The following is a 21,856-nucleotide window of genomic DNA, read 5'->3' as shown; positions in this document are numbered from 1 at the left end:
GGCTACCACCCTGCCGAAGGAACCGCCTCATGCCAGCCCCTTCCCCGCTCCGCCGCCTGGCTACCAGCGCCGCCATCTGCCTTGCCCTGATGGGCACGGCCCACGCCGCCGCCAGCGACACCGTGCAACTGCAGGTGGACGCCACCGCCAAGGGCACGCCGCTGCCGCACTTCTGGGAGCAGATGTTCGGCTCCGGTCGCGCCGTGCTCGCGCTGCGCGACGACTACCGCAAGGACCTCGAAGCGGTGAAGGGAGCCACCGGGTTCAGCTACATCCGTTTCCACGGCATCTTCGATCGCGACATGGGCGTGGCCTACCGCGATGCGCAGGGCAAGCTGCAGTACAACTTCAGCTACGTGGACCAGGTCTATGACGGCCTGCTCGAGCGTGGCGTGAAGCCCTTCGTGGAACTGGGCTTCATGCCGCCGGAAATGAGCACCGATCCGGCCAGCCACCACGACTTCTGGTACCACCCCAACGTGATGCCGGCGAAGGACTGGAACGAATGGGACGCGATGGTGCGTGCCTTCCTGCAGCACGTGGTCGAACGCTACGGCATCGACGAAGTGCGCACCTGGTACTTCGAGGTCTGGAACGAACCGAACCTGGCGTTCTGGGGCGGCAAGCCGGAGAAGCCGACGTACTACGAGCTGTACGATCGCACGGCGCGCGTCGTGAAGTCCGTCGACAAGCAGTTCCGCATCGGCGGCCCCGCCACCGCGCAAGCCGCATGGCTGCCCGAATTCCTCAAGCACGTGAAACAGAGCGGCGCGCCGATCGACTTCGTCAGCACGCACGTCTACGGCGACGACACCGCCGACAACGTGTTCAAGACCAACGAGAAGATCCCGCGCAAGGACATGGTCTGCCGCGCGGTGGACAAGTCGCACAAGGAAATTCTCGCCTCCGCGTTCCCGAAGCTTCCGCTGATCTACAGCGAATACAACGCCTCGTACGCGAACCTGCCCAACGTCACCGACACGGTGTACATGGGCCCGTGGATGGCCAACACCATCCGCGAATGCGCGGGCAAGGTCGACATGATGAGCTACTGGTCGTTCTCCGACGTGTTCGACGAACAGGGCGTGGTGAAGAACCCGTTCTACGGCGGCTTCGGCCTGATCGCCGCCGACCGCATCGAAAAGCCGGCCTTCAATGCCTTCGCCATGCTGCACAAGCTGGGTGACGTGCAGCTGCCGCTGAAGACCGACAGCGCGCTGGCAACGAAGCGCGGCGACGGCACCGTGGTGTTGGCGCTGTGGAACTACACGCCGCCGCTCGGTGACACCGCCGACTACACGCCCGGCAACCCGACGGGTCCGAGCAAGCATTTCGATGTGGACGTGAAGCACCTGGGCAACGCTTCGCAGGCCACCGTGTGGCGCCTGGACGAAACGCACGGCAACGCCGTCGCCGCGTTCGACAAGATGGGGCGTCCCAACACGCCGAGCCGCGAGCAGATCAAGCAGCTGCGGGAGGCGGGCAAGCTTTCCGCACCGGAACAGGCCACGCTGAATAACGGCAAGCTCAGCATCGACGTGCCGGCGCAAGGCCTGGTGGTGGTGGAGTTGCACTGAAGGCAACGCACCGTTACCTCCACTGTGGGAGCGCACCCTGTGCGCGACCGCGGAGGTACGGTGTTCCAGCGCGTTTGCGGCTTTCGCGGTGTGTTCCGTTCTTGCCTATTCACGGGCGGCGTGAATCGCGCACTGGGTGCGCTCCTACAGAGCGCGCGCCCGCTGCCAGTGACCTCCGGCAGTGGCGCCGCCATGGCCGCCTGACGAAAGCTCCAGGCTTCGTCGCGTGGAGCATCGTCCATGGCATGGCGCATCTTCCTGTGGTCCGTGCTGGCGCTGACCAGCCCGCTTGTCGTCGCGCAGCGCGCACCCGTCACGCAGTCATTCGACCTTCGCGTGTCGTGGGCGCCTGAACCCGTGAGGGTCGAAGGCAAGGCTTCGCTCGTCTACGAGCTGCACCTCACCAGCTATGCGAAGGCGCCACTGCGGCTGGCAAGCATTGCCGTTGTCGACGACGATGGGCATGCGCTCGCCACCTTCGAAGGCAAGGCGCTGGAAGCCGTGCTGGGCCGTCCGGACCATCCTGCGGACAAGGACCCCACGCGGATACCGCCAGGGGTGAACGCCGTCGCTTATCTCTCGGTGCCGTTCGATCCCGGTGTTGCGCCACGCCTGCACCATCGCGTCACCTATACGACGGATCTCGCGTCGGCATCGCCCATGGCCATCGAGGGCGGTGTCTTCGCCGTGACATCACGAACCTCGCTGGCGCTGGGCCCGCCGCTGCGTGGCGGCCCGTGGGCGGCGATCTACAACGCGCAGTGGGAGCGCGGCCATCGTCGCGTGCTCTATGCCACCAACGGCGCCGTGCATGTACCGGGTCGGTTTGCGATCGACTGGATACGCGTGGGCGCGCAAGGCGGGTTTGCCCACGGCAATGGTGCGAAGCCCACTGAATGGCTGGGCTATGGTGCCGACGTGCTGGCTGTCGCCGATGCAACCGTGGTTTCGACAGGCGAAGGCATCGGCGAGGCAGCGACGCTCGCGGAACATGCGATGCAGAAGGTGCCGCTGGAAGACGCCGCGGGCAACTATGTGGCGCTTGATCTCGGCGACGGTCGCTATGCGTTCTACGAACACCTCCAGCCAGGCAGCATCGCGGTGAAGCCTGGCCAGCATGTTCGACGCGGCGACATCATCGGACGGCTGGGCTTCACCGGCGAATCCACCGGGCCGCACCTGCACTTCCACGTTGCCGATGCTGACGTGCCGCTGGCCGCGGAAGGCCTGCCCTATGGCTTCGAACACCTGCACGTGATCGGCCACTACGGCGACATCGAGGCATTCGCGCAAGGCAAGGCATGGGACCGCGCTTCACCTGCGAGCGGCAAGGTTCTGGACAACAGTTTTCCCGCGCCACTCGACGTGGTCGAATTTCCGCAAAAATAGCTGTCTTGAAATGGCCGTCCAAACGCGTGGCCACATGGCGTCTGCGTCTTGCTGCCGGCGACGCCATAATCCGATCTACCACCGGACACGTACGCCGACGTCGCCGGCGAGGCCCTCCCGATCCTGGTTGCCCGAGCTCACGCCGAACTGGTAGCCCAGCTGGGCGTAGAAGCTGAAGCCCGTCGCCAGCTTGGCGGTCACGCCCGCTGCGACATCCATGCGTGTGGCCTGCGACGCCAGCGGCACCTGGTCGACGCCCGCATACGTGGCCGTGGAACCGCCGCCCATGTCACGCCACACGTTGGCGCGCACATACGGCTGCCAGACCTGGCCGTTGTCGCGCACGATGGTCCACTGTCCGCGAACGCCGAGCCGCCCTGTCGAACCGTTCGAAGAGCCGAGCGATACCCTGCTGTAGATGTCTTCGGTCGATCGAAACCACACGTGCTGCCAGATCCACTGCAGCTGCGGCTCGAGAATGAAGTTGGGGCCCCATGACAGGGCGACGGGATACCCGCCTTCCAGCGACGCGAGCAATCCATCGCCGCGTGCCACCAGCGAGGCGTATTGCGTGCGCGCCGTACCGTTGTAGCGCGTGCCCTGCACTACGCCATCGAGGTACCAGCCCGAGGGGCCGTAATGCGTCCAATAGCCGCCACCCGACACGGCATCCATGTTCACGCGGCCGGTGTGCGTCAACACGTAATCCGTCAGCTGCGGATTGGTGACCAGGCCATCGATGTCGGCATGCGTGTTGGCGTAAGCCATGTACACGCCCGCGGCATCGTAGTGCCCCGCTGCGAGGCTGCCTTGCCAGACGTCGAATCCGGCTTGCGCGCCCAGCAACCGGCCGTTGGCACGCGGGTCGGCGTACGCGCGATAGCGATTGTCGATATCGCGCCCGAACACGCGACCCCACGCCGACGTGGCCCAGCCTTCGGGGTCGCCCTGCAGGTTCGCTCGCGTCAAGGTATCGCCGATGCGCTCGTGCATGGTGCCCAATGTCGTGAGACCCATCATCTGCGCCAGCGGTTGCACCGCACCGTAGGTCGCAAGCTCCGGGCCGATGATGGGATAGGTGCCCGGCGGCAGAGGTTCGGGCGGCGGATCAATCGGCAGGGGAGGCGGCGGCGGGGGTGGCTCCGGCGGAGCAGGTTCGGGGGCCGGTGAGGGTGAAGGTGAAGGTGAAGGTGTTGGAGCGGGAGCCGGTGCAGGCGGTACGACGAAGTCCGATCGCAGGTACCAGCTCTCCGCGTCGCTGCCGTCGACAGCGCCGCGTAACAGCGCGTAATCGTAGGCGCCTGCGCGGAGCTCGCCGCTCAATGCGAACGCATCGCTGCTGGTTATCGCATTGTTGGTCGCGTCCACCACCAGGATGCCGTTCGCGCGCGTCACGGCACCCGGGCCGCCGGTGTTGTTGATCAGCAGCTGCGTGTGTCCGTTGGCCGAACCGCCGTCGATCACCAGACGATCCGACGGCGCATCGTCGCCCGCGAGATAGGTGTTGAGCGCGATCGTGCCCTGGGTGCCCATGTAGTTGCCGGCAACGGTCACGGTTCGATAAAGAGTCGCATCCGTCGGCGTGGCGGAGAGCGCCGCGGTGACCGGAAAATCGATCAGGCTGCCGGCATTGCTGAGGTTGGTCAGGTTCGAGCTCGCCGTGACGTGCCACGTGCTGTTGTTGCTCATGTTCAACGTGGTGGTGCTGAGCGTATCGGTCATGATGCGGCCATCGAGTATCGAATGGCTGGCGTCCATGACCAGCGTTGCGCCCAGTTGGCCGCTGGTCGTCAGCGGCCGCGCCGAACTGTAGACCGCTGCCGTCGCGCCGGTGAGCGTGGAACCGGCAAGGGAGACGTTGGCGATACCGCCATAGATGCGCAAGGCAGCGCTGGTATCGGAGATCACCGTGGTGTCCGCCAGCACCATGTTGTAGCCGCCGTTGATCGGCGGATCCAGCGCGGAGCCGATGGGCGCACCGGCGTCGGTGACAGCGACCAGCGCCACGTTGGGCGGCGGCACCGGCGGCAACGTGTCGATGGCGAGCGGTGGTGGCGGTGCAGTCGTGTCCTGCTCCGGTATGGTCGGCGGCATCGCCGGCAAACCCGGCGTCGCGCCTACCAGCGGCGACGTCGCGAGTGTGGCGGGCGCATCGAACACGATGCCGGCGCCGCCCGCGCCGCTGGCATGCAGCGTGGCGCCGGTCGCGTTGAACGTGCCGCCGTTCTGGATGCGCACGCCATAGGCATTCGCACCGGTCGTATTGACCGATGTACCGCCCGTCGCGCTCGCCAACAGGTTGACGGTGCCCGCGTTGACGTAGATGCCATACGTACTGGCCTGGTCGGTCGCGATGCTGCCACCACTGAAATTCGTGGTGCTGCCGGTCCAGCCGTAGATGCCGTAGCCGCTGCCGCCGTGCGTGGCGATGGTGAAGTCGCTGAGGTTGACAGTCGCGGCACCCGAGCCCGCGAGCAGGCCATAAGCCGACGTGCCCTGTGTGGTGATCGAACCACCCGCTAGCGTGGCGGTCGAGCTGCCGGAAACCCACATGCCGTAGGCGGTTGCACCTTGCGTGGTGATCGCGATCTGCGAGCCGGTAAGCGTCGACGTGCCGCTTTCCTGCAGTCCATACGTACTGGCCTGCGTGGTCTGGAGCGCGAGGCGGTTGAGGTTTCCCGTCGCCGTGCCGAGCTTCACCGCATGACTACCCGCACCCGTCGTCGACACGGTGACCGTGCCAGCGATCGACGAATCCGTATTGGTGTTCAGGGTGCCCCCTGACTCGGCGTTGAGGCCGAGGTTGCCGGCGACACCGGTGGTGATGAGGGAGTTGCCGTTGATGGTGGCGGTCGAGCCATTGTAGACCTGCACGCCACCGGCGCCCGCGCCGGTGCCGGTACCCTTGGCGCCATTGGCGGTGATGTTGCTGTCGGTCAAGGTAATCTGGCTGCCGCCCCACGAGCGCACGCCCCAGCTGTCCTGGCCATTCACCGTGATGGACGTGTCGTGGAGGTCGATCGTCGAGTTGGCGCCATAGGGCCGCATGCCATCGGCCTTGAGGCCATTGGTGACGATCGCAACGTTCGAGCCGGTGAGCAGCGAGCTGCCCGTGCTCGCTTCAGGCATGTACAACCCGTGCACCTGCTCGCCGTTGCCGGTGAGCAGCACCCCTGCGCTGCTTGCAACGATATTGACCGTACCGTTGGCGATGTAGAGCGCATCGTTGGGTGCGCCCGAGCGATAGTCGGACGTTATCGCCACCACACCTGGCGTGCCGAGATTGGGATCGATGGTGACGGATGCACCTCGGAACACGCTGACGCCAGCGCCACCGAGCTGCGACGGATAGGGCGGCGCAGGATGGATCGTGACACTGCCTTCGATGACACCCGTGGGTACCTTGGTACCATCGTAGTACTGCTCGTAGGTGAGATTGGTATTGGACGTGATGACAGGGCTTGGATAGACCTGCGCGTGCGCGGCCTCGGCCGCAAACAACGCCAGCGAGATCGCCAGGGCCAATCGTTTGCGATTGACGCGGGGCGACGGCCCATCGATACGCTTGGTGACGAGACGCGGTGTCCGCATAAAAAACAGCCTCCCTGGCGGATGCCTGGCCCGATCGGGGGCGGATTAGCCAGGCGAAGCGTTGGCCGCGACGTTGAGCGCGACCTGACGCATATGGGAAGCTCGATGATCGAAGCGCGCCGCCATTCGCACAACCGCATAACTACCTAAACGGTGCTGCGTAGAACCACGAATACCATTCACCTGCGTGGACGTCCATTTCACGCAGCGGTCTTCAAGGACGCATTCAAACATGTGCACGCATGGTGGCGTCCGTTATTCGCGGCACTCTAGAGCTTGCGTCGGCGCTTGCCGGCTTGGCGGAGACATCGCCGGGGGCGGCGCACCATCGCTTGAACCGGAAAAAACGACGGGCGCCGAAGCGCCCGTCGTTCCTGCATGCATCGATGGTTGCGCGATCAGATCGCGTAATACATCTGGAACTCCAGCGGATGCGTGCTGGCGCGGTAGCGGGTCACTTCCTGCATCTTCAGCGCAATGTACGCGTCGATGAAGTCGTCGGTGAACACGCCACCGGCCTTGAGGAAGTCACGGTCCTTGTCGAGCGCGACCAGCGCTTCGTCGAGGCTGGCGCACACCTGCGGGATCTTCTTCTCTTCTTCCGGCGGCAGGTCGTAGAGATCCTTGTCGGCCGGAGCGCCCGGGTCGATCTTGTTGATGATGCCGTCGAGGCCGGCCATCATCAGCGCGGTGAACACGAGGTAGCCCGAGTTCATCGGATCGGGGAAGCGCACTTCGATGCGGCGGCCCTTCGGGCTCGACACGTACGGAATGCGGCAGCTGGCCGAACGGTTGCGGGCCGAGTAGGCCAGCATCACCGGCGCTTCGAAGCCCGGCACCAGGCGCTTGTAGCTGTTGGTGGTGGAGTTGGCGAACGCATTGATGGCCTTGGCGTGCTTGAAGATGCCGCCGATGTACCACAGCGCCGTCTGCGACAGGCCGCCGTACAGGTCGCCCGCGAACAGGTTGTTGCCGTCCTTCGACAACGACTGGTGCACGTGCATGCCGCTGCCGTTGTCGCCGACGATCGGCTTGGGCATGAAGGTCACGGTCTTGCCGTTCTGGTGGGCGACGTTCTTGATGACGTACTTCATCGTCATCAGTTCATCGGCCTTCTTCACCAGCGTGTTGAAGCGCGTGCCGATTTCGCACTGGCCGGCGTTGGCCACTTCGTGGTGGTGTACTTCCACCACCTGGCCCAGCGATTCGAGCACCTTGCACATGTCGGCGCGCAGGTCGCCCAGCGAGTCGACCGGGCTGACCGGGAAATAGCCGCCCTTCACGCCCGGACGGTGGCCGGTGTTGTTGTCTTCGTACTTGTAGCGCGAGCTCCACGCGGCTTCTTCGGAGCCGATTTCGTAGAACACGCGGCCCATGTCGTTCTGCCAGCGCACCGAGTCGAAGATGAAGAATTCCGGCTCCGGACCGAAGAAGGCGGTGTCGGCGATGCCGGTCGACTTCAGGAACGCTTCGCCGCGCTTGGCGATGGAGCGCGGGTCGCGGCCGTAGGCCTGCATGGTCGAAGGCTCCAGCACGTCGCAGTGGATGACCATCTGCGTGTGCGCGCTGAACGGATCGATGTAGGCCGTGTCCGGATCGGGCATCAGCACCATGTCCGATTCGTTGATGCCCTTCCAGCCGGCAATCGACGAACCGTCGAACATCTTGCCGTCCTCGAACGTGCCCTCGTCGATGGCGTGGGCCGGGAACGTCACGTGGTGGTGCTTGCCGAGCATGTCGGCGAAGCGGAAGTCGACGAACTCGACCTCGTGTTCCTGGATCTGATCGAGCACTTTCTGGACGGCGGACGACATGGACAACCTCGGCGGGCTAAAGGTGAGGAAACGACAGCCATTGAGCAAGGCGCGTGCCAAGCTTATGGAGCCTTATCTATCAGACAGTTGCACTCGAAACGAAAGCATGGCAGAGGCCGGCTGCACTATAATGAAGCGCCTGAACGCACCACATTGGTGCGACCAGCAGTGCCGCCCCGCGATCCCCGCTTGATGCCCGGCAGCTTTCCATGCCCTGCCCTAACGCAGCGGAAACGCAAGATCGCGCGAATCCCTGCCGCCCCGAAATCGCCATGGCGTTCCCTTAAGCTAAGCCGCTTTGCGCCGGCATGGAACCCGGCCGCCCACTTCCAGGAGTCTCCGTGAGCGATCTGATCAACGTCGTCCTGCTTGGCATCATCGAAGGCATCACCGAATTCCTGCCCATTTCCAGCACGGGGCACCTGCTGATCGCCGAGAAGTTCGGCCTGGGCGCGCGATCGGACCTGTTCAACGTGGGTATCCAGGCCGGCGCGATCCTCGCGGTGACCTTCATCTACTGGAACCGCATCTGGCAGCTCTTCACGCAGTGGCGCGATCCGGCCAACCGCAGCTACCTGGCCAAGCTGATCGTGGCGTTCCTGATCACCGCGGTACTCGGCTTCATCGCCGTGAAGCTCGGCTTCAAGCTGCCCGAGGAAATCACGCCGGTGGCGTGGGCGCTGGTGATCGGCGGCGTGTGGATGATCGCCGCCGAACGCCTGGCAGCACGCCAGCCGGACCGCACCGACGTGACCTGGCGCGTGGCGATCCTCGTCGGCATCGCGCAGATGGTGGCCGGCATCTTCCCCGGCACCTCGCGCTCCGCGGCCACCATCTTCACGGCCATGTTGTTCGGCACCAGCAACCGCGCTGCCGCCACGGAGTTCGCGTTCCTGGTGGGTATCCCCACGATGTATGCGGCGACGGGCTACGAGCTGCTCAAGGTGTTGAAGGAAGGCGGCGTGCACGAGGATTGGACGGCGTTCGGCGTCGGCTTCCTGGTGTCGGCGGTCGTGGCCTTCATCGCGGTGAAGTGGTTGCTGGGCTATATCCGCGGGCATCGCTTCACGCCGTTCGCGATCTACCGCATCGTGCTGGGTATCGCGTTGCTGCTGCTGGTGCCTGCCGGCGCCTGAGCGAACCATGCGAGGATAGCGATGACCCTTTCGCCGCCTTCCTCGCCTCATGAGCGCCACGCGCTACCGCCTGCTGGATCTCGAGATCGATCTTGCGCGCCAGCGTGTCAGCCGCGATGGCGTTGCGCTGGAAGTACAGGGTCTGAGCTTCCAGTTGCTGGCCTGCCTGCTGCGCCACGGCGTCGAGGTGGTGAGCTTCGACACGCTGATCGATGACGTGTGGTCGCCCGCCGTGGTCGGCGAGGAGACCGTCACCCAGCGCGTGAAGCTGCTGCGGCAGGCGCTGGGCGACGACGGGCGCTCACCCCGCTATATCCGCTCGGTGCGCGGGCGCGGCTACCAGCTGTGCGACGTGCCGCGCGAAGAGACAGCCGAAGCCGACGCGTTGCCTGCGCGCGCAACACCGGCACCCTGGAGCATCACCGCCGCGGTATCGCTGGGCCTTGCCGTCGTCGCGTGCGGCGGCTGGTGGTTGCTCCGTTCGCGCGCGACACCGCTCTCGGCCACGCAGGAACTCGTGCAACGCGCGGGCTACTACGCCGGCATCGGCCAGCGCGACAACAACGAACGCGCGCTGGCGCTCTACCAGCAGGCGCTGGCCGACGCGCCGCGGGACCGCGATGCGCGCATCGGCCTTAGCCGTGCCTACAGCGCGCGCGTGTGCCTCTACAACTTTCCGTACGAGTGGGCGCAGAACGCGCAGAAGCTCGCCGATGCAGCGGTAAAAGACGAACCTTCGCGCGCGGCTGCATGGTCCGCCCTCGCCTACGCGCGCGATTGCATGGGCGATATCGACGGTGCCACCGGCGCCTACGAGAAGGCCTTCGCGCTCGATCCCGCTGACAACGCCAGCCGCGCATCGGCCGCCTATCTCTACCAGGAGCGCGGACGCCTCGACGAGGCGCTGCACGCCAACCTCGACATGCATGGCGATGCCTCGCACGTACGCTTCCGCGAGGTGCAGATCGCCCGCGAACTGGAACTGCTGGGCTTCACCGAAGCGGCCGGCCAGCGCTTCGCGCGCAGCTTCCAGCTCTATCCGGACAACGTGTTTTCCAACATCGCGTGGCCGCGTTACCTGTTCCTGCGCGGCCGCCTCGTGGAGGCGCAATCGGCGGTGGCCGAAGCGATGGAGCGCAACACGCCGCACGTCGAGCTCTACGTGCTTGCCGGCGAACTGGCGCTGCTGCGCAATGATCGTCCCGCTGCCTTCGCCGCTTTCACGCAGGCCGCCCAGCTGCGCCCACAGATGAGCCTGCCTGCCACCTTACTTGGCCTCTATGGTGAGCGCGCGCCCGATGCGAGCTGGTTCGCCACGCGCATCGACGAGGTGCGCAACGCGTCGTCGCAACAGGCGCTGTACCCGGGCGAGTGGCTGGAGCTGGCCATGCTGCTGCAGGCGCGTGGCGAACACGAGGCCGCACTGCAGGCGGTGGACGCCGCCGTGCGCAACGGCTACAGCGACAGCGCCTATCTGCAGGCGTCGCCGTTGCTGAAGCCATTGGCTTCGGAGCCCGCCTACGCGGCGGCCATCGCAACGATCAACCGCCGCGTGGGCGAGCAGCGCCAACGCGTGCTGGCGGCAGCGTGGTGCCCGCCGGAGTTGCGCGGCCATGGTCCTTGACGCCCTCACCGACGCGCGCTGTTTGCTCATCATTCCGGCGTAGGTCGGAATCCAGTGGCGACACCATTCATATCTGCGACGTCCCGCACGTAGGTGTCTTTCGGCAGCTGGATTCCGGCCTACGCCGGAGTGACGACAGAAAAACCTACGGCAAAGCCTTCAACACGTACTCGCGAAAGACTTCCTGCGACTGCGCATGCGCATTGCGCTGGTTGTACGCGGTGCTGGTGATCACCGTGACCAGCTGTTGCGACGGCATCACGAACACGTAGTTGCCGCCGTTGCCCGACATCGCCCACACCGTCTGGTCGACCCCATGCACGGGGAAGCGGAAGCGCCACCACAGGTAACCGTAGTCCGCATCGTCGCGCGCCTGCGTATGGGGCGACAGCATCTGCGTGATGTAGGCGGTGGAGATCACCTGCCGCCCTTGCCAGCGGCCGCCGTCCAGCGCGAGCTGCCCCAGCTTGGCGAGATCGCGGCTGCGATAACGCGTGCCGCCACCACCCATGCCGATGCCCAACGGCGAGGCATTCCACTGCACCGCGGTGATGCCCAGCGGTTTCTCCAGTACCTCGGAGGCGAATGCGGCGAGGCCTTTGTGCGTGGCCCGCTCGACCACGGCGCCCGCGGTGAATGCGCCGGCCGTGCAATACGAGAAGGCGCGGCCATACGGGCTGTCCTTGGGCCGGGTCATCCACGGCGCGAAGCCCTTGATGGGCAGGTCGAGCGCGAACTGCAGCCAGTCCTCGGTGACGTACATGCGTTCTTCGTTGCCGGTGGAGAACGGGTTTTCGTCGTCGCATTCCCACAGGGAGCTCATGGTCAGCAGGTCTTCCAGCGTGATGGCCTGCTTGCGCGGATCGGGATGCTGCACCGGCTGCTTGTCGGGAAAGTAGTCGTAGACGCGAGCCTGCACATGGGGAATCAGCCCCCGGTCGATCGCCGCGCCGACCAGCAGCGCGGTCACGCTCTTGCTGGCCGAGCGGACGTCGTTGAGCCGGTCGGCCTCGCCGCCGTTGAAATAGCCCTCGTAGACCAGCTTGCCGTGCTGAGCCACCACCACGCTGGTGATGCCCTTGGTGCTGCCATCGGTGAGCCTGGTCTCCAGCGCGGCCAAGGGCGCGAGATCCCAGTGGGCTGCCCTCGCGTCGGCGACCGGCCAGCCATCGGAGCCAGCCGTCGGTGGTTGGTAGTCCTTGGCGGGCGCCGCGAGGGGGAAGATCAGGATCGACGCCAGCAACAGCCGGCGGAAGGCAATAGGCATGGTCACGCTCCATCGTTGGGATGCGCGGAGCGGACCACGGCCGCGGATGAAGTGCCTGAAACGCGAATGAAGTTTTCTGTAGGAGCGCACCCAGTGCGCGAAAAGCCTACGCAGCGGTGACGCCGAACCTCCGCGGTCGCGCACTGGGTGCGCTCCTACAGGAAGAGCGGAGACTTTCAGGCCCGGATGCGCTCCGGCTCCGCCACCGCCACCAGCGGCTTCTTGTGCTTCCCCGGCTCATTGGTCTGCTCGAACACCTCGCGCACCCACTCGATGAAGGCCTGCACGCGGGCCGACAGGTGCTTCTTCTGGGGGTAGACGATCCACACCGGCTTGCCGGTGGAGATGGTGTCCGTCATCACCAGCTCGAGCTTGCCGAAGTCGAGCATGCATGACGCGATCACATGCGGCGCCTGGGTGATGCCGAGACCCGACACCACCGCCTGGATCACCGATTCGGCATCGTTGATCAGGATGTGGGCCTCGATGTCCACGCCGACCTGCCCGCTCGGCGTATCGAACTGCCACTGGCGTGGGCGTCCGTTGGGCTGCACATAGTTGATGCAGCGGTGGTTCTTGAGGTCGTCGAGGCTTTGCGGGGCGCCGTAGCGGGCCAGGTATTCCGGCGAGGCGATGATCACGTTGCGCAGGTAGCCGATCTTGCGGGCGATCAGGCTGGAATCCTCCAGCGGCCCCACGCGGACGGCGCAATCGATGCCTTCCTCGTTGAGGTCGTAGGGGTAGTCGCACATCGACAGTTCCAGCCGGATATCCGGATAGCGCTGCTCGAATTCGGCCAGCCTCGGGATGATCACGGTGCGCCCCACCGACGCCGGCACACCGATGCGCAGCTTGCCGGTCGGCTTGCGCGCGGCATAGCCCAGCGCCTCCGTCGCCTCGGCCAGATCGGCGAGGATTTCCTTGCATCGTGCGTGGAACGAGGCGCCATCGTCGGTCAAGCGCAGCGAACGCGTGGATCGATAGAGCAGCCTGGCGCCCAGGCTTTCCTCCAGGCGGGACACGGCGCGGCTGACGCCGGACGGCGTCATGCCCAGCTGGGCGGCGGCGGCGGCGAAGCTCTTGGCCTCGACCACGCGGACAAACGCGGAGATTGCGGCAAAGTCTTCCATAGGATCGATTCTCTACCCATTCGTGACTGGGAGTCACTATTGCATTGCACAAAGAGGTATTTATTGAACCGTATCGTATACCTATTCTCTCGGCCCTGCTCGCCGGCTACCCCCGATGCCGGTGGGACCAATATGGGAGCCCGACATGAAAAAACGATGGATCCTCGCCATTCTCGCGCTAGCCGTGGTGGGCGGCAGCTGGGCCGTGCTCGGCCATAACGGCGAAAGCCATGCCCAGGCCGGCCCGCCGCCGGCCCCCGCCGTCACGGTGGCGCAGGTGCTGGTGCGCCCGGTGGATGACGCCGACGAGTTCACTGGTCGCCTGCAGGCGGTCGACACCATCCAGATCCGCCCGCGCGTCAGCGGCTACGTGGATTCGGTGCACTTCAAGGAAGGCGCCGTGGTACGCAAGGGCGACCTGCTGTTCCGCATCGACCCGCGTCCCTACCAGGCGGAAGTGGATCGCCTCTCGGCCAATCTCAACCAGGCCAAGGCCGAACAGGCACTGGCCCAGGCCAATGCCGAACGCGCCGGCCGCCTGCTCGACCAGCACGCCATCTCCAAGGAAGAAGCCGACCGCCAGGTGACGGCCGCGCAAAGCGCCAAGGCCCAGGTGGCCTCGACCGGCGCCGCGCTCGACGCCGCCCGCCTCAATCTCGGCTTCACCGAAGTACGTGCGCCGATCGATGGCCGCGTGAGCAATGCCCTCGTGACGCCGGGCAATCTGGTCACCAGCAGCGATGTGTTGACCAGCGTGGTGAGCGTGGACCCGATCTATGCCTACTTCGACGTCGACGAGCACAGCTTCCTCAAGTTCGACCGCCTTCGACGCGCGCACAACGGCACGCTGCAGGTGGCCATGGCCCTCGCCGACGAGAAAGGCTATCCGCACGCCGGCCGCGTCGATTTCGTCGACAACCAGCTGCGCGCCGGCAGCGGCACCATCCGCCTGCGCGCGGTGTTCGACAACGCCGACGCCAGCTATACGCCCGGTCTCTACGTCCGCGTGCAGCTGCGCAGCGACAGCCGCCAGCCGCGTGCACTGGTCGACGACCGCGCCGTCGGTGCCGACCTCGGCAACAAGTTCGTCTACGTCGTGGCCAAGGACAACAAGGTGGAATACCGCCGCGTGGTCACCGGTCCGCTACTGGACGGCCTCCGTGTGGTTACCGAAGGTCTCGACGCCAAGGACACCGTGATCGTCAACGGCATCCAGCACGTGCGGCCGGGCGTGGAAGTGAACCCGAGCAAGGTGGCGATGGAATCGCGCAGCCTCGATCCGAACAAGCAGCTGGCGATGGCTGGCAGCGCGTCGGGCAAGAACGCGGCTCAGCAGAAATAGTTCTTGATCGTCATTCCGGCGCAGGCCGGAATCCAGAAGCGTCAGTGCTCATACGTACTAGCACCTTCACGCTTTATCGCTACTGGATCCCGGCCTGCGCCGGGATGACGGATTAGGAAAGTGATTGGCAAGTAACGGAAGCCCTCTCTTTTGAGAGGGCCAGGGAACCTTTGTCTCCGCATCGCGCGAACAAGGCTCCCCAAGTCCCCGCCTCGCGCGGGAATGGTGCCTAGAGCAACCAGGACGAATGCAATGAAACTCGCCCAATATTTCGTGGACAGGCCGATCCTGGCCGGCGTCCTCTCCGTGCTGATCCTCATCGCGGGCAGCATCGCGCTGTTCAAGTTGCCGATCAGCGAATACCCCGAGGTGGTGCCGCCGACCGTGGTGGTGCGTGCTTCCTATCCCGGCGCCAACCCCAAGGTGATCGCCGAAACCGTCGCCACGCCGCTGGAAGAACAGATCAACGGCGTGGAAGGCATGCTCTACACCAGCTCGCAGTCCACCAGCGACGGCGCGATGACGCTCACCGTCACCTTCGCGCTGGGCACCGACCTGGACAACGCGCAGGTGCAGGTGCAGAACCGCGTGTCGCAGGCGCTGCCGCGTCTGCCCGAGGAAGTGCAGCGTCTAGGCGTGACCACGCAGAAGAGCTCGCCTGACCTCACCATGGTGGTGCACCTGATCTCGCCCGATCAGCGTTACGACATGCTGTACCTGTCGAACTACGCACGCCTGCACATCAAGGATCAGCTCGCCCGCCTCGACGGCGTCGGCGACGTGCAGATCTTCGGTGCCGGCGAATACAGCATGCGCGTGTGGCTGGACCCGGAGCACCTGGCGTCGCGTCAGCTCACCACCGGCGACGTCGTGCATGCGATCCAGGAGCAGAACATCACGGTGGCGGCCGGTGCGCTGAATGCGCCGCCGGGCCCGACCAATTCGGCGTTCCAGCTCAACATCAACACGCAGGGCCGCCTGATCACTGAGGAGGATTTCCTCAACATCATCGTGCGCAAGGATGCCGACGGTTCCTTCGTGCACCTGCGTGACGTGGCCCGCGTGGAACTCGGTTCCAACAGCTACGCGCTGCGCAGCCTGCTCAACAACCAGCCTGCGGTGGCACTGCCGATCTTCCAGCGCCCGGGTTCCAACGCGATCCAGATCTCCGACGAAGTCCGCGCGCTGATGGCGGACCTGAAGAAGGATTTCCCGCAGGGCGTGGATTACCAGATCGTCTACGACCCGACCGTGTTCGTGCGCGGTTCGATCGAGGCGGTGGTGCATACGCTGTTCGAAGCCATCGCCCTGGTCGTGCTGGTAGTGATCCTGTTCCTGCAGACCTGGCGCGCCTCGATCATCCCGCTGGTCGCCGTGCCCGTGTCGCTGATCGGCACGTTCGCGGTGATGCTGCTGGCCGGCTTCTCGCTCAATGCGCTGTCGCTGTTCGGCCTGGTGCTGGCCATCGGCATCGTGGTCGATGACGCCATCGTGGTGGTGGAGAACGTCGAGCGTCACATCGAGCACGGCCTGTCGCCGAAGGACGCGACACGCCAGGCCATGAAGGAAGTGACCGGGCCCATCGTGGCCACGGCGCTGGTGCTGTGCGCGGTGTTCGTGCCGGCGGCGTTCATCAGCGGCCTGACGGGCCAGTTCTATCGCCAGTTCGCGCTGACCATCGCCATCTCCACGGTGATCTCGGCCTTCAACTCGCTCACGCTGAGCCCCGCGCTCGCCGCCCTGCTGCTGCAGGAACACGGTGCGCCGAAGGACAAGCTGAGCCGCTTCATCGATCGTGCGTTCGGCTGGCTGTTCCGTCCGTTCAACCGCCTGTTCGTGAGCAGCGCGAACCGTTACGTGGGCGGCGTGAAGCGCATCCTGCGCTCGGGTTCGATCGCGCTGATCATCTACGGCGGCCTCGTGCTGCTGGGCCTGTTCGGCTTCGCCCACGTGCCCACCGGCTTCGTGCCGCCGCAGGACAAGCAGTACCTGGTGTCGTTCGCGCAGCTGCCGGATGCCGCCTCGCTGGACCGTTCGGAAGACGTCATCCGTCGCATGAGCGATATCGCGCTCAAGCAGCCGGGCGTGGAAAGCGCCGTGGCATTCCCGGGCCTGTCGATCAACGGCTTCACCAACAGCACCAACTCCGGCATCGTGTTCGTGACACTCAAGCCGTTCGAGGAGCGTCGTGACGCCTCGCTGTCGGCCGGTGCGATCACGGCGGCGCTGCAGCAGAAGTACGCGGCGATCCAGGATGCGTACATCGCGATCTTCCCGCCGCCGCCGGTAAACGGCCTCGGCACGATCGGCGGTTTCCGCCTGCAGGTGGAGGATCGTTCCGATGCCGGCTTCGAGGAGCTGTACAAGCAGACGCAGAACCTGATCGGTGCAAGCACCAAGGTGCCGACGCTGGCGGGCCTGTTCTCCAGCTACCAGGTGAGCGTGCCGCAGATCGACGCGGACGTGGATCGCGAGAAGGCGAAGGCCGAAGGCGTGGACCTGGCCGATGTGTACCAGACCATGCAGGCCTATCTCGGCTCGCTCTACGTGAACGACTTCAACCGCTTCGGCCGCACCTACCAGGTGAACGTCTCGGCAGAGCCGAAGTTCCGCCACGAAGCCAGCGACATCCTGCAGCTCAAGACGCGCAGCGCCTCGGGCGAGATGATCCCGCTGGGCTCGTTCCTCACCGTGAACCAGACGGTCGGCCCCGACCGCGTGCAGCACTACAACGGTTATCCGACCGCCGAAATCAACGGCGGTCCGGCACCGGGCTTCAGCAGTGGCCAGGCACAGGCGGCGATCGAGAAGCTGGCCAAGGACAACCTGCCCAATGGCATGACCTTCGAATGGACCGAGCTGACCTACCAGCAGATCCTCGCCGGCAATACCGCGGTGCTGGTGTTCCCCTTGTGCGTGCTGCTGGTGTTCCTGGTGCTGGCCTCGCTGTACGAAAGCCTGACGCTGCCGCTCGCGGTGATCCTGATCGTGCCGATGGTGCATGCTGTCCGCGCTGACCGGCGTGTGGCTCACCGGCGGCGACAACAACATCTTCACGCAGATCGGCCTGATCGTGCTGGTGGGCCTGGCGTGCAAGAACGCGATCCTGATCGTGGAATTCGCCCGCGAAGCGCAGATCCTCGAAGGCATGGACCGCGTGCAGGCCGTGCTGGAAGCCGCCCGCCTGCGACTGCGCCCAATCCTGATGACCTCGTTCGCTTTCATCATGGGCGTGGTGCCGCTGGTCACCTCGCACGGCGCCGGTGCGGAGATGCGTCACGCGATGGGCGTGGCGGTGTTCGCCGGCATGCTGGGCGTCACCTTCTTCGGCCTGATCTTCACGCCGCTGTTCTACGTGCTGGTGCGCGGCTGGGGCGAACGCATGAGCGAACGCCGCCGCGCCCGCAAGGCCGCGCGCCTTGCGCAGGCCGGCAACCTTATCGAGGAGCATTGATATGTCTTCGTTGAAAAACCTCTTCGCCGCACTTCTCCCTCTCCCCTCCGGGGAGAGGGCCGGGGTGAGGGGCCACGCTCGCGATTTCCTTGAAAGGGGCCACGCCGGCTTCATGGATCTCGCCGCAAGCCCCGCCCCCTCACCCCAACCCTCTCCCCGGCGGGGAGAGGGAGCAAAGCGTGTCACCGCCATCGCCGCCGCCATCATGCTCTCCGGCTGCGTCAGCGTCGGCCCGGACTACCACGCGCCGCAGGAGACCCCGCCCGTCGTGCAGGGCGTCGACGCGCACGAGTCGACGACGAACTTCCAGGCCGACTGGTGGAAGCAGTTCAACGACCCGACCCTCGACGCGCTGATCCAGCGCGCCGCGGCGAACGCGCCGGATCTCAAGATCGCCTATGCCCACCTGCGTGAATCGCGCGCCCTGCTCGGCGTGGCGAAATCGCAGCAGATACCGGACATCGAAACGGTCGCCAACTACTCGCGCAGCCGCGGCCAGCAGCCGGGCTTCACCGACCAGCGCACCACCGTCACCAGCTACCAGGCCGGTTTCGATGCGAGCTGGGAGATCGACCTGTTCGGCGGCGTGCGCCGCTCGGTGGAAGCGGCGCGTGCAGACGCAGGCGCCAGCGAAGCCTCGCTGCGAGACGCACAGGTGACCCTGTTCGCCGAGGTCGCGCGCTATTACTTCGACTTGCGCGGCGTGCAGCTGCGCATCGACGTGGCGAACCGCGACATCGAGAACCAGCGCCAGTCGCTGAAGCTGATCCGCGCGCGCCTCGATGCCGGTACCGGCTCGGAGCAGGACGTGGCCAGCGCCACCGCGCGCCTCAGCGCGGTGGAAGCGCAGCTGCCTTCGCTGCAGACGCTCGCGCAGAACGACACGGCGCGCCTCGCCGTGCTGCTGGGCGAGCGCCCGGGTGAACTCGACATCGACCTGTCGGCGAAGTCGTTCAAGCCGATCGACGTCGCGCTTTCCATCGGCAGCGCCGGCGACGTGCTGCAGCGTCGTCCCGACGTGCGCGTGGCCGAGCGCGAGCTCGCCGCCAGCAACGCGCGCATCGGCGTGGCCAAGGCCGACTACTATCCGCACATCTCGCTGGGCGGTTTCCTCGGCTTCCTCGCCGGCCGCAGCAACGACTTCGGCGGTGCAGCGTCGCGCGCCTGGTCGATCGCACCGAGCATCACCTGGTCGGGCCTCAACGTGGAGCGCGTCCGTTCCAACGTGAAGGCGAGCGAAGCGCGCAACGACGCCGCGCTCGCCAACTACCAGCGCACGGTGCTGCAGGCGCTGGAAGACGTGGACAACGCCATCGTCGGCTACAACCTGCAGCGCGAACGCGTGCTCAAGCTGGAGGACCAGGTGACGCAGAGCCGCCGCGCCGCGGATCTGGCGCGCATCCGCTACAACGAAGGCGCCGCCGACTTCCTGCAGCTGCTGGATGCCGAGCGTACCCAGCTGGCAGCGGAAGACTCGCTGGCCGATGCGCAGGCCGCGATCAACCTGCGCGCGGTGTCGGTGTACAAGGCGCTGGGCGGCGGCTGGCAAGCCTGCGCCAGCGAGCGTTGCGACCAGCTGGCCGCCGCGCCATGAACGCGGTGGCGTTTCCGGGGAGGCCGCGTCGCCGCACGGGGGTGGCCGAACCGGAGCCGTCGCAGCGCATCGCGCTGGTCAGCGGTGCCAACCGCGGCCTCGGCTACGAGGTCGCGCGGCAACTCGCAGCGCAGGGTGTCACCGTGCTGCTGGGTGCGCGCAAGCCATTGCTCGGCGAAAAGGCCGCGCGGCAGCTGCGGCGCGAAGGCGGCACGGTGATTCCGGTGAAGCTCGACGTGACGTCGACGCAGGACGTCCGCGAACTCGCCGCTCGTATCGACGGCGAGTACGGCCGACTCGACATCCTGGTCAACAACGCCGGCGCCTACTTCGACATCGACGACGATCCCTCGTCGGTGAACATCGACCTCGTGCGACAGGCGCTGGAAACCAACCTGATCGGCGCATGGCAACTCACCGAGGCTGTGCTGCCGCTGATGCAGCGCCACGGTTACGGCCGCATCGTCAACGTTTCCAGCGGCTGCGGCGCCATCGACAGCGAAGGCAGCGCCTGTCCCGCGTACCGCGTCTCCAAGGCCGCACTCAACAGCCACACGCGGATGCTCGCCACCGAACTTGCCGGCAGCGGCATCCTGGTCAACGCCGTATGTCCCGGCTGGGTCGCCACCGACATGGGCGGCCACGGTGGCCGACCGGTTGCCGAAGGCGCCGCCGGCATCGTATGGGCGGCGATGCTGCCCACGCGGCCGGCCATCAACGGCGGCTTTTTCCGCGATCGCCAGCGCATCGACTGGTGACCGGACCACGAAGGGAATTGGACATGCCACAGAGCAATAACCGCAATCGCCGCATCGTGCTGGTCTCCCGGCCGCAGGGCCAACCTACGCCGCACGACCTGCGCCTGGAGGAAACGGCGATTCCCGAGCCGGGCGACCGCCAGGTGTTACTGCGCACGCTCTATCTCTCGCTCGATCCGTATATGCGCAACCTGATGGACGAGCGCGGCACGAGCTATGCGCCCGCGGTGCCGCTGGGCGAACCGGTCGTGGGCGGCACGGTCAGCCGCGTCGTCGCCTCGAAGCACCCGCAGTTCCGCGCCGGCGAACTGGTGCTCGGCAACGCGGGCTGGCAGGACTATGCGTTGTCCGACGGCGAGGACCTGACGGCGCTGGGCGAGATGCCCCAACCATCGCTGGCGCTGGGCGGCCTGGGCATGCCCGCATTCACCGCCTATGTCGGCCTGCTGGACATCGGCCAGCCCAAGCCCGGCGAAACCGTGGTGGTGGCAGCAGCGACGGGCGCGGTCGGCGCCGTGGTGGGCCAGATCGCCAAGCTCAAGGGCGCGCGCGTGGTCGGCATTGCCGGCGGCGCGGACAAGTGTCGCCACGCGGTGGACGAACTTGGCTTCGATGCCTGCCTGGATCGCCACGACGAGCGCCTCGCCGAACAGCTCGCCGCGGCCTGCCCCGACGGTATCGACGTCTATTTCGAGAATGTCGGCGGCGCGGTGTTCGACGCCGTGCTGCCCCTGCTCAACCTGCATGCGCGCGTGCCGGTGTGCGGCTTCATCGCGCACTACAACGACGACGGCGTCCACGCCGACACGGATCGGCTGCCGGCGGTCACCGCCGCCATCCTGCAGAAGCGCATCCGCATGCAAGGCTTCATCATCCTCGACCATTACGCGACCCGCTTCGCGGCCTTCCGCCGCGACATGGACGAGTGGATCGCGAGCGGCCGCGTGAAGGTTCGCGAGGACGTGGTGGACGGCCTGGAGCGCGCACCTGAAGCTTTCATCGGCCTGCTCCAGGGCCGCAACTTCGGCAAGCTGGTGATACGCGTCGCGGACCATTGACGCCGTTCGCCCACGGCGGCCTACCGCTCGTGGACGCCAGCACGCCGCTTGTCACAGAAGCGATGACGCCGCCCGCGCGGCGCCCTAGCTTGATGCGCTGTCCGCCCTCGTCGCGCATCCAG

The 21,856-nt window shown here is 66.0% G+C and carries 12 protein-coding genes and 1 pseudogene; 9 read left to right on the top strand and 4 right to left on the bottom strand.

Features of this window, described 5'->3' with window-relative positions; translation table 11 throughout:
- Positions 1–29: 29 nt before the first annotated feature.
- A complete protein-coding gene (locus CA260_RS00345) occupies positions 30–1,577 on the top strand; it encodes a GH39 family glycosyl hydrolase (RefSeq protein WP_111980509.1) in 1,548 nt (515 codons plus the stop codon).
- 240 nt (positions 1,578–1,817) lie between these two features.
- The gene (locus tag CA260_RS21420) at positions 1,818–2,966 is read left to right on the top strand and encodes a M23 family metallopeptidase (RefSeq protein ID WP_111980508.1); all 1,149 of its coding nucleotides are present in this window, start codon (positions 1,818–1,820) and stop codon (positions 2,964–2,966) included.
- A 75-nt stretch (positions 2,967–3,041) separates the two neighbouring features.
- Here CA260_RS21420 and CA260_RS00335 read toward each other — a convergent pair whose 3' ends face one another.
- Positions 3,042–6,557 carry an autotransporter outer membrane beta-barrel domain-containing protein gene (locus tag CA260_RS00335; protein WP_202864032.1) on the bottom strand — a complete coding sequence of 1,172 codons (3,516 nt, stop codon included), beginning with the start codon at positions 6,555–6,557 and terminating at the stop codon, positions 3,042–3,044.
- Between the two features lie 398 nt (positions 6,558–6,955).
- A complete protein-coding gene (gene glnA, locus CA260_RS00330; RefSeq protein WP_038622829.1) occupies positions 6,956–8,371 on the bottom strand; it encodes a type I glutamate--ammonia ligase in 1,416 nt (471 codons plus the stop codon).
- A gap of 341 nt (positions 8,372–8,712) precedes the next feature.
- Here glnA and CA260_RS00325 point away from each other — a divergent pair, with 341 nt between their 5' ends.
- Positions 8,713–9,507, top strand: coding sequence for an undecaprenyl-diphosphate phosphatase (locus CA260_RS00325; protein WP_202864031.1), 795 nt, complete (start codon positions 8,713–8,715; stop codon positions 9,505–9,507).
- Positions 9,508–9,556: 49 nt separating this feature from the next.
- Positions 9,557–11,131: a winged helix-turn-helix domain-containing protein gene (locus tag CA260_RS00320; RefSeq protein ID WP_111980506.1), complete on the top strand. Its 1,575-nt coding sequence runs from the start codon at positions 9,557–9,559 to the stop codon at positions 11,129–11,131.
- 145 nt (positions 11,132–11,276) lie between these two features.
- Here CA260_RS00320 and CA260_RS00315 read toward each other — a convergent pair whose 3' ends face one another.
- Together CA260_RS00315 and CA260_RS00310 are read right to left on the bottom strand one after the other, a co-directional pair.
- Complete coding sequence (locus CA260_RS00315) at positions 11,277–12,398, bottom strand: serine hydrolase domain-containing protein (RefSeq protein WP_111980505.1); 1,122 nt, start codon at positions 12,396–12,398, stop codon at positions 11,277–11,279.
- Between the two features lie 176 nt (positions 12,399–12,574).
- Positions 12,575–13,528, bottom strand: coding sequence for a LysR family transcriptional regulator (locus CA260_RS00310; RefSeq protein ID WP_111980504.1), 954 nt, complete (start codon positions 13,526–13,528; stop codon positions 12,575–12,577).
- A 145-nt stretch (positions 13,529–13,673) separates the two neighbouring features.
- Here CA260_RS00310 and CA260_RS00305 point away from each other — a divergent pair, with 145 nt between their 5' ends.
- The 5 genes and pseudogenes from CA260_RS00305 (at position 13,674) to CA260_RS00285 (ending at position 21,734) form a co-directional block, all read left to right on the top strand.
- Positions 13,674–14,870: an efflux RND transporter periplasmic adaptor subunit gene (locus CA260_RS00305; protein WP_111980503.1), complete on the top strand. Its 1,197-nt coding sequence runs from the start codon at positions 13,674–13,676 to the stop codon at positions 14,868–14,870.
- A 252-nt stretch (positions 14,871–15,122) separates the two neighbouring features.
- Positions 15,123–18,324 (top strand): annotated as a pseudogene (locus CA260_RS00300) (efflux RND transporter permease subunit).
- 112 nt (positions 18,325–18,436) lie between these two features.
- The gene (locus CA260_RS00295) at positions 18,437–19,918 is read left to right on the top strand and encodes an efflux transporter outer membrane subunit (protein WP_111980502.1); all 1,482 of its coding nucleotides are present in this window, start codon (positions 18,437–18,439) and stop codon (positions 19,916–19,918) included.
- Positions 19,915–20,676: an SDR family oxidoreductase gene (locus CA260_RS00290; RefSeq protein ID WP_111980501.1), complete on the top strand. Its 762-nt coding sequence runs from the start codon at positions 19,915–19,917 to the stop codon at positions 20,674–20,676. Before CA260_RS00295 ends, CA260_RS00290 begins: the two co-directional genes overlap by 4 nt.
- Positions 20,677–20,699: 23 nt before the next feature.
- A complete protein-coding gene (locus CA260_RS00285) occupies positions 20,700–21,734 on the top strand; it encodes an NADP-dependent oxidoreductase (RefSeq protein WP_111980500.1) in 1,035 nt (344 codons plus the stop codon).
- Positions 21,735–21,856: the final 122 nt, after the last annotated feature.

The organism is Dyella jiangningensis, from assembly GCF_003264855.1.
Lineage (GTDB): Bacteria > Pseudomonadota > Gammaproteobacteria > Xanthomonadales > Rhodanobacteraceae > Dyella > Dyella jiangningensis_C.
This window is presented reverse-complemented; position numbering and strand designations above follow the sequence as displayed.

What these genes read in the sequence shown, in the direction of transcription:
- CA260_RS00345 (WP_111980509.1), top strand. Translation starts at nt 30, where the DNA reads ATGCCAGCCCCTTCCCCGCTCCGCCGCCTGGCTACCAGCGCCGCCATC.
- CA260_RS21420 (WP_111980508.1), top strand. Translation starts at nt 1,818, where the DNA reads ATGGCATGGCGCATCTTCCTGTGGTCCGTGCTGGCGCTGACCAGCCCG.
- CA260_RS00335 (WP_202864032.1), bottom strand. Translation starts at nt 6,557, where the DNA reads ATGCGGACACCGCGTCTCGTCACCAAGCGTATCGATGGGCCGTCGCCC.
- glnA (WP_038622829.1), bottom strand. Translation starts at nt 8,371, where the DNA reads ATGTCGTCCGCCGTCCAGAAAGTGCTCGATCAGATCCAGGAACACGAG.
- CA260_RS00320 (WP_111980506.1), top strand. Translation starts at nt 9,557, where the DNA reads ATGAGCGCCACGCGCTACCGCCTGCTGGATCTCGAGATCGATCTTGCG.
- CA260_RS00315 (WP_111980505.1), bottom strand. Translation starts at nt 12,398, where the DNA reads ATGCCTATTGCCTTCCGCCGGCTGTTGCTGGCGTCGATCCTGATCTTC.
- CA260_RS00310 (WP_111980504.1), bottom strand. Translation starts at nt 13,528, where the DNA reads ATGGAAGACTTTGCCGCAATCTCCGCGTTTGTCCGCGTGGTCGAGGCC.
- CA260_RS00305 (WP_111980503.1), top strand. Translation starts at nt 13,674, where the DNA reads ATGAAAAAACGATGGATCCTCGCCATTCTCGCGCTAGCCGTGGTGGGC.
- CA260_RS00295 (WP_111980502.1), top strand. Translation starts at nt 18,437, where the DNA reads ATGGATCTCGCCGCAAGCCCCGCCCCCTCACCCCAACCCTCTCCCCGG.
- CA260_RS00290 (WP_111980501.1), top strand. Translation starts at nt 19,915, where the DNA reads ATGAACGCGGTGGCGTTTCCGGGGAGGCCGCGTCGCCGCACGGGGGTG.
- CA260_RS00285 (WP_111980500.1), top strand. Translation starts at nt 20,700, where the DNA reads ATGCCACAGAGCAATAACCGCAATCGCCGCATCGTGCTGGTCTCCCGG.